Source organism: Chryseobacterium sp. BGARF1, assembly GCF_001677955.1.
Lineage (GTDB): Bacteria > Bacteroidota > Bacteroidia > Flavobacteriales > Weeksellaceae > Chryseobacterium.
The window spans coordinates 1-7,549 of record NZ_LELA01000138.1 but is presented as its reverse complement, the minus strand read 5'-3'; the positions used below and the strand labels follow the sequence as shown (position 1 = coordinate 7,549).

The window sequence follows — 7,549 nt, the reverse complement described above, 5'->3', positions numbered from 1 at the left end:
ATTTCAACAAAATTTTAACAACGACAACAAGAAATTATTAACCAAAAGCTCTACTTTTGAGTGTACTTAAGATGGGTGAGATTACAAAACGTCTCTGTATAACTTGAAAACAATCAAATTTTAAAATCCGTTGTATGACTTTGCGCTCAACGAAACATAATTACTAAAAAAGGATATTCATAAAATATTTCTTTCAGGTTGTAACAAATAAATAAATCTAGCAACCAATTAATTGATATATCAATAATTGATAAATCATTTTTAAAAAAATTCATTATGGAAAAATTAGATTCAATTATATTTTACAACATCGATAAAGCAATCAGAGCTTACAGAAATTATGCTCAAAGACAGCTAAAACTTCATGGTTTTACCATAACAGTCGACCAATGGCTGATCATAAAAGCAATTCTCGAAAACCCCGGAATCACTCAGAATGAACTTGGAGATCTGGTTTTTAAAGATAATGCGTCAGTAACCAGAATTATCGATTTATTGGTAAAATCGGAATATATAATCCGTACAGTTCACAGCAAAGACCGAAGGAAAACCGATCTTAAAGTAACAGAATCTGGCTTGAAAATCATTAAGGAAGTTCAGAAAATAGTAGAACAAAACAGAAAAATCGCTTTGAACGGTATTTCTCAAGAAGAACTGCAAATCATGTACAATGCATTATTAAAAATTTCAGAAAATACATTGAAGTAGTTGATTGTTTTTAGTTGATGGGTTAAATTCTTAGAAGCAAAAAACTAAAAATATATTTTTTAATATTTCAAAAACATAACTCAAAAAATAAAACACCATGGCACGATTCATCCTATTTATTTTTGTCTGGCTGCTTTCTATTTTCAGCCTCAAAATTTCAGCACAAACCGTTTCACAAACCTATTCACTTTCAGGAAACATCGATTCTGATAAAATCAATCAGGTAGAAATCAATTTGTTTGATTCTGAGAACAAATTGCTAAAAACCGAGATTGCCGATCAAACCGGAAAATTCACATTTAGTAATCTAACAAACGGAAATTATGTTATTCAAATCAAAAAAAATGATTCTGAAGCGTATAAGTCTGACCTAATTTCTGTAAAAGAAAACACCAACCTTCCCATCATTCATTTAAACGAAAAAACGATTGAAGCTGTGACGATTACCAAAGCAAAACCTTACATCGAGCGACAGGAAGGAAAAATGATTCTGAACGTAGAAAACAACATCACAGCAACAGGAACTTCCGCTTTTGAAGTGTTAGAAAAAGCTCCCGGAGTCAATATTGATGGCAGTGACAACATCAGTCTGCGTGAAAAAGGAAATCTTCTGATTCAGATTGATGGTAAAAATACACCGATGACCGGAACCGATCTTGCCAATTATCTTCGTGGAATTCCGTCTTCAAGTGTAGAAAAAGTAGAATTTATAACCAATCCGTCAGCAAAATACGACGCTGCAGGAACTTCAATCATCAATATTAAGCTTAAAAAAGACCAACGAAAAGGTACGAACGGAAGTCTTTCCACTTCTTTGGGAACCGGAAAATATATTAAAAACAATAATAATTTTAGCATCAATCACCGCAACAAAAAAGTGAACATTTTTGCGAATTACGGGTTTGCCTACAGAGAATTTTACAACCATCTGGTGTTAGATAGAAACTTTTACAACGACAGTGGAAACTTTGAAAAAGCTTATCTTCAAGACAATTATTTGAAATTTAATTTCAGAAATCATATCGCAAAAGCCGGAATGGATTATTATCTGAATGATAAAAATATCATTGGTTTTTCAGCTGGTTTCGTAAGTAACAGGTTTGATCCGAGAGGTGATAATTCGAGTTTGGTTTTAGGCAGTAATCAGCTTCCTGAAAGTACTTTCACCTCACAAAACAGATCAAAAGATCACTGGAAAAATGTTTCTTTCAACCTTAATCATAAATATAAAATCGATTCTTTGGGTTCTGAACTGACCACCGATTTCGATTATATCAATTATTCGAATACTTCGCTCCAGAATTTTGATACGAGAAATTATACCATCAACGGAGATCTTAGCAGTTTTGATATTTTAAAGGGTGACATCAACGGAACTCTGAATATTTATTCCTTAAAATCTGATCTATCTAAAAGCTTAAAAAAGAACTGGAAAATAGAGACCGGAATTAAAACCAGCTTTGTAAAAGCAGATAACGACATGCAGTTTTTCGACGCCACTTCGGGAGTTTTAATTATTGATCAGAACAAGACCAATCATTTCATTTACGAAGAAAACATCAATGCTTTATATGGAAATATTTCTAAAAAATGGGACAAATTCAGTGCGATATTTGGCTTAAGAGCAGAAAATACCAACGTTACAGGAAATCAGATCACCACCGATCAGATCAACAAAAAGAATTATATCCAATTGTTTCCGAGTGCAGTTTTTTCTTATGATCTGAGTGAAAAAAATAACATTGAACTGAATTTCAGCCGAAGAATTACAAGACCAAGCTACAATCAGTTGAATCCCTTTAAATTCTATCTCGATCCAACAACTTACAAAGCCGGAAACCCTGATCTGAATCCACAGACCACGATGAATTATGAGTTGACGTACAGCTTACAAAACAAATATTTTGCAACATTCAGCTACAGCAAAACGTCTGATAATATAACCGATGTTCTGAAACCGACCGTAGAAAATGGTAATATTGTGGTGGTGCAGACCAATGATAATTTAAGTTCGGCATCTTATTTAGGGCTGTATCTCATTGCCCCTGTAAAAGTGACAAAATGGTGGGATATGAACAACAGCGCCAATTTCTACTACGGAAGCTACACCGGAAATATTGCTGATACCTACATTAAAAACCAGGGAAATTTTACTTTCAATGTCAACAGCATCAATTCTTTTAAGCTTGGAAACGGCTTTACAGCAGAGCTTACAGGAAATTACAGAGCGAGAGAAGTCTATGCTTATATGGATTTGAAACCAAACTGGTATCTGAATATCGGTGCTCAAAAGAAATTTAAAAACAACAGCACGTTGAAGTTTTCATTTAACGATATTTTCTTCACCAGCAATCCTGAAGCAAGAAATGTCTACTCCAATTACATCGAAAATTTTGTGGTTCGCAGAGAAACCCGTGTTGCAACACTTTCTTACACTTACAATTTTGGTTCATCCAAAAACGGACAACCAAGAAAAACCGGTGGTGCAGATGATTTGAAACAGAGAATTGGGAATGGGTAAGTTATTGTGAATAACTAATAATTGTCATTGCGAGGAACAAAGTGACGAAGCAATCTCTAATTTGGAAACACCCTCTTTGTCATTCTGAAAGAATCTAAATTGTTTGATTATAATATAATAAGGTTACGGTTTTCCGTAATCTTTTTTTTGTTAAAAAATTATATATTTATAAAAAAAACTATGAGACTTGTAGCAATCTACACAAAAGAACATTTTCAATTTCCTGAATCTCTCCTAAATCTTGGAGGGAAATACATTTACGATGTAAAACACAAAGAGGATAATAAATATGAAATTACTAGACTTCCAAATATAAATTATATTGAGAATTTTTGGGGAAATAATATATCATTAGTATCAGCAATTGTAGGAGAAAATGGAGCTGGAAAAACAAGTCTTTTCAGAAACATAAACAGAAGATTTTCTCCTTATGACAGACAAGAGAAAATATTTGATTCTATTTTTATTTTTGAAAATTTATTGGATGATAGCTATTGCTATTTTTCAGAAAAATTTGAAGTTGAAAATATTTCTAAAATTGAAAAAAATGAAGTTGAGACATTATACTATTCTCCAGTTATTGATTATGATTTAATTGATATCAACTCACCAATAAGTATGATTTATCATCATAGTGAATCAATTTCTACATACTATCTTCAAAACATTCAAAGGCATTTATTCTTTTTAAAAAACACTGACCTACTCGAAAGTTTAAAAAAATCATATGAACACTTTCCTTTTTACGAGAAATTAACAATTAAGGCTAACAACCTCTATAAAGATGATTTTGAGAGGGTTTATATACAAACTACTATAGGTAACAATTTTTATAGAGTCAGAAATGATTTAATGGAGAAAGCAAGTCGCCAATCCTTCTGTTTTGAAAACGAAAAAGCAGTAGAGGATTTTTTTAATAAGCATAAAGGAGTACAAGAAGAATTAAAAGAGATTTGGGAAACATATAAAAACCCTGACGGCTTTTCGACTACTCTTCACAATGGAAAAGATTTTGTTAAAAATTTAGAAGTAAATATTTTATCTTTCTTGGTTATCAATGATACTTTTGCAATAACTGGAAATAATGGAAATTATGATTTTAATAAAATTCTTGAAGCAGAAAAATTTGCAGACAAATTGCATCATTTTTTTAATAAATACATTATCCAAACAAGCAATTTTTTTTATGACGTTTTAAAAAATGGACAAGATGATTTGAAAATTGAAGAATCTGAAATTTTATTAAAACAATTAAGAGAACAAGATGGTCTACAAGGTGGAACTTTTGGCGGTGGATTCAAAATAGAGGATATCAACCGAACAGTAAAAAATCATATACTTATTTTCAGAAGCATATTAGATTTCTATAACCAAATAAATCGATTTATAGATGAGGAATCAACTACGGAAATTGAAGGTGGAATTGAAATAGATATTCAGAAATTAGACTTAGAAGTCTTTAATAAATTTATCGAAACTTATGAGTTTCTAAAAGATAAATTAACAGATTCTCTTCCAAATAAAAGTAAAGACATACTGGAAATTAAATCAACAAAAAAATTATCAACAGGAGAAAAAGCTTTAATCGACCTATACTCTTCTGTATATGATTATTTAAAAAGATTTGGAGACCATCAATATAATGAAAATTGTATTTTTTTATTAGATGAAGCCGATTTAGGATTTCATCCAGATTGGAAAAAGAAATACGTTAATGCTCTTACTACCACTCTACCTATTCTGCTAAATTCTGTAAAAGATAAAATTAAAAATATACAGATTATTTTTGCTACACATGACCCTTTAACTCTTTCAGATATTCCAAATAAAAATGTTGTTTATCTAAAAAGAGATGGATTTACAACAGAAATTTTATCTGAAAACCAAAAACCAAAAAAATCTTTTGGAGCAAACATAACTGACCTTCTCGCCGATAGTTTCTTTGTAAAAGATGGACTAATCGGAGATTTTGCAAAAGACAAAATTGAAGAGGTCATAAAATATTTAAATGATAATGAAAGTTTAATAACAGAAACAGCTGAAGCAAAACAAATAATTGACATAATTGATGAACCTATTCTTAAATATAAATTAGAAGATATGTATTTCGAGAAATTCCCCGAAGAATACGACCTCGAAAAAGAAAAAGAGGAAATCCGTAAAAGAGCTATTGAATTAGGAATTATTACAGAATAATTATGTTAGAAATTAAGCCATCATTAGAAGCAATTGCCTATCATCATACTAATGTTTCACTAATTTTTGATAAAATAATTGATGAAAGAATAGGTGCTAGACTCTTAGAAGTTTCTACTCGGAAATTTCTAAAACGATACAAAAATATTCTTATAAAAGGGAAACCGGAATTACTTTTAAAAGTCAACCAAAAATTTGATTTAGTAGTTACTAGTCAGAATTTTGAAAATTTAAAAATTTGTTTTAGAGATAGAGGATACAAAACTCAATTTCAGGAAAATTATGGTAAAGAATTTCTTGAAAAATTAGGAATCGATACTTGTGTCTATTGTAATAGAAATTATACTATTCAATTAGTAGAAAATAGAGCAAGAGCAGAATTAGACCATTGGTTTCCAAAAGAATCGTATCCAATACTTGCATTGAGTTTTTACAATTTAATTCCAAGTTGTCATTCTTGTAATCATATTAAGCACAGTAATTCACCGAATGGCGGTTGGGAAAATGCTTTAACAAATATTAATCATCCATATCTAGAAGATAAAACAGCTACATTTTCTTTTAGTTATTTTTACAGTTCTATTAATCATCCAAAAATAATCATAAAATCAAGCAGTGACAAAGCTAAAAAATCAATTGAATTTAGTAAAATTGACAAGATTTATGAAAGTCAATCCTCTAGAGAACTTAAAGATTTATTAGAACTGCGATATAAATATTCTAACAATTACTTAGATATTTTATTAAACAAAACATTTACAAGAGAATTCTATATGTCAAAAGAAGAAGCATACAGAATGGTATTTGGTATAGAAATCAATGAAGAAGATTATCATAAAAGACCTTTTTCTAAATTTAAAAAAGACATTATAGAGGAACTTTTAAGAAGTAAACAAATCCCTATAGCGCGGATTTAAAATCCTCACTCCTCACAAACCCCAAAAACCCTAGCCTCCCGCTAGGGTTTTCTCATCCCTAAACTCAACATAATTCCCTCACCCTCAAAAAATTTCCCAAAAAAACCATTTCAATTCAAAATAATTTCTAAATTTGAATAAACAATTTAAACACAAATGATTATGCCTTCAACATCTGAAGTAGGACACGCCCGCAATGTGGCCAACCTACAAAAACTTTCACAGCAAGTTTCCGTTTACACGCTTTACAATCCACCGGTACCCAATCTTACGGTTGCCAATCTTCAGGGATTGTACGCTACAGCTAATGCAAAATTAGTCGAGGTCGAAGACAAACGAAATGCCAACAAGAATGCCATCGCACTGCGCCAGACCGCTTTCGAAAACCTAAAGCCTATCCTCACCCGAATTATCAATCGCTTAGAAATTTTGGGATTAATGACTGGAACATTAGACCAGGCAAAATCCTTAAACCGCTCTATTCAAGGTAGTCGTAAGAAAAGATCAGTTTCTGCAAAAACTGATGACGAACAACCATCAACCAACAACTCAATTTCTACCTCCCGACAGTCATTCACTCAGCAAGCAGAAAATTTCGGGATCATTTTGCAGTTATTGGCAACCATTCCCAATTACAATCCCGATGAAGACGAATTGAAATTAACCACTCTCAGCACTTACAAAGATTCATTGATTAACGCTACCCAATTCGTAGACCAAACCGAAGCCGAGCTCAACATCAAGCTCATCGAAAGAGACCAGATCTTATACGCAGAAGAAACAGGGCTCTACTCCATCGCTCAAAACGTAAAAAAATACGTCAAAAGCCTTTACGGAGCCACTTCACCCGAATATGCAACGATTTCCGCCATTACATTTAAGAAGCAAAAATAATATTTACTTCTTCTAAAGCGATACAAGAATAAGATCATAAACAATAAGGATAAAATATCCGTAATTGTTAAAAAGTCAATAGGTAACAGCTTGTTTACCATTTCATAGGGATCTAAACTACCCTGTTTTTAGTGTATTGAGATTCTTACAGAATGACAAAACGACTATCGGATTCAGCGCTAGGATTAAAAACGGAGATTCATTTCAATATTCTTTCCATCTAAAGACACTATCCCACAAAGTGTGTAAGTTAAAAAGTTAGGGCTTGGATTTTACAATCTGAGCCTTTCTTCAAAAATAAGCATAAATTGGT

The 7,549-nt window shown here is 31.6% G+C and carries 5 protein-coding genes; all 5 read left to right on the top strand.

The window, feature by feature from the left end:
- Nucleotides 1–276 precede the first annotated feature (276 nt).
- The 5 genes from AB671_RS20520 to AB671_RS20500 all read left to right on the top strand — a co-directional run bounded on the left by AB671_RS20520 (nt 277) and on the right by AB671_RS20500 (nt 7,236).
- Nucleotides 277–708: a MarR family winged helix-turn-helix transcriptional regulator gene (locus AB671_RS20520; RefSeq protein ID WP_066679790.1), complete on the top strand. Its 432-nt coding sequence runs from the start codon at nt 277–279 to the stop codon at nt 706–708.
- 97 nt (nt 709–805) lie between these two features.
- The gene (locus tag AB671_RS20515) at nt 806–3,229 is read left to right on the top strand and encodes a TonB-dependent receptor domain-containing protein (RefSeq protein WP_066679791.1); all 2,424 of its coding nucleotides are present in this window, start codon (nt 806–808) and stop codon (nt 3,227–3,229) included.
- Between the two features lie 180 nt (nt 3,230–3,409).
- Entirely contained in the window at nt 3,410–5,425 is a 2,016-nt protein-coding gene (locus AB671_RS20510) for an AAA family ATPase (protein WP_066679792.1), read from the top strand.
- A 2-nt stretch (nt 5,426–5,427) separates the two neighbouring features.
- Nucleotides 5,428–6,342, top strand: coding sequence for an HNH endonuclease domain-containing protein (locus tag AB671_RS20505; protein ID WP_066679793.1), 915 nt, complete (start codon nt 5,428–5,430; stop codon nt 6,340–6,342).
- 162 nt (nt 6,343–6,504) lie between these two features.
- On the top strand, nt 6,505–7,236 hold the full coding sequence (locus AB671_RS20500; RefSeq protein ID WP_066679794.1) for a hypothetical protein: 732 nt from the start codon (nt 6,505–6,507) through the stop codon (nt 7,234–7,236).
- The last annotated feature ends 313 nt before the right edge of the window (nt 7,237–7,549 follow it).

Bases quoted from the DNA above. Each gene is read 5' to 3' on its own strand.
- AB671_RS20520 (WP_066679790.1), top strand. From the start codon at position 277: ATGGAAAAATTAGATTCAATTATATTTTACAACATCGATAAAGCAATC.
- AB671_RS20515 (WP_066679791.1), top strand. From the start codon at position 806: ATGGCACGATTCATCCTATTTATTTTTGTCTGGCTGCTTTCTATTTTC.
- AB671_RS20510 (WP_066679792.1), top strand. From the start codon at position 3,410: ATGAGACTTGTAGCAATCTACACAAAAGAACATTTTCAATTTCCTGAA.
- AB671_RS20505 (WP_066679793.1), top strand. From the start codon at position 5,428: ATGTTAGAAATTAAGCCATCATTAGAAGCAATTGCCTATCATCATACT.
- AB671_RS20500 (WP_066679794.1), top strand. From the start codon at position 6,505: ATGCCTTCAACATCTGAAGTAGGACACGCCCGCAATGTGGCCAACCTA.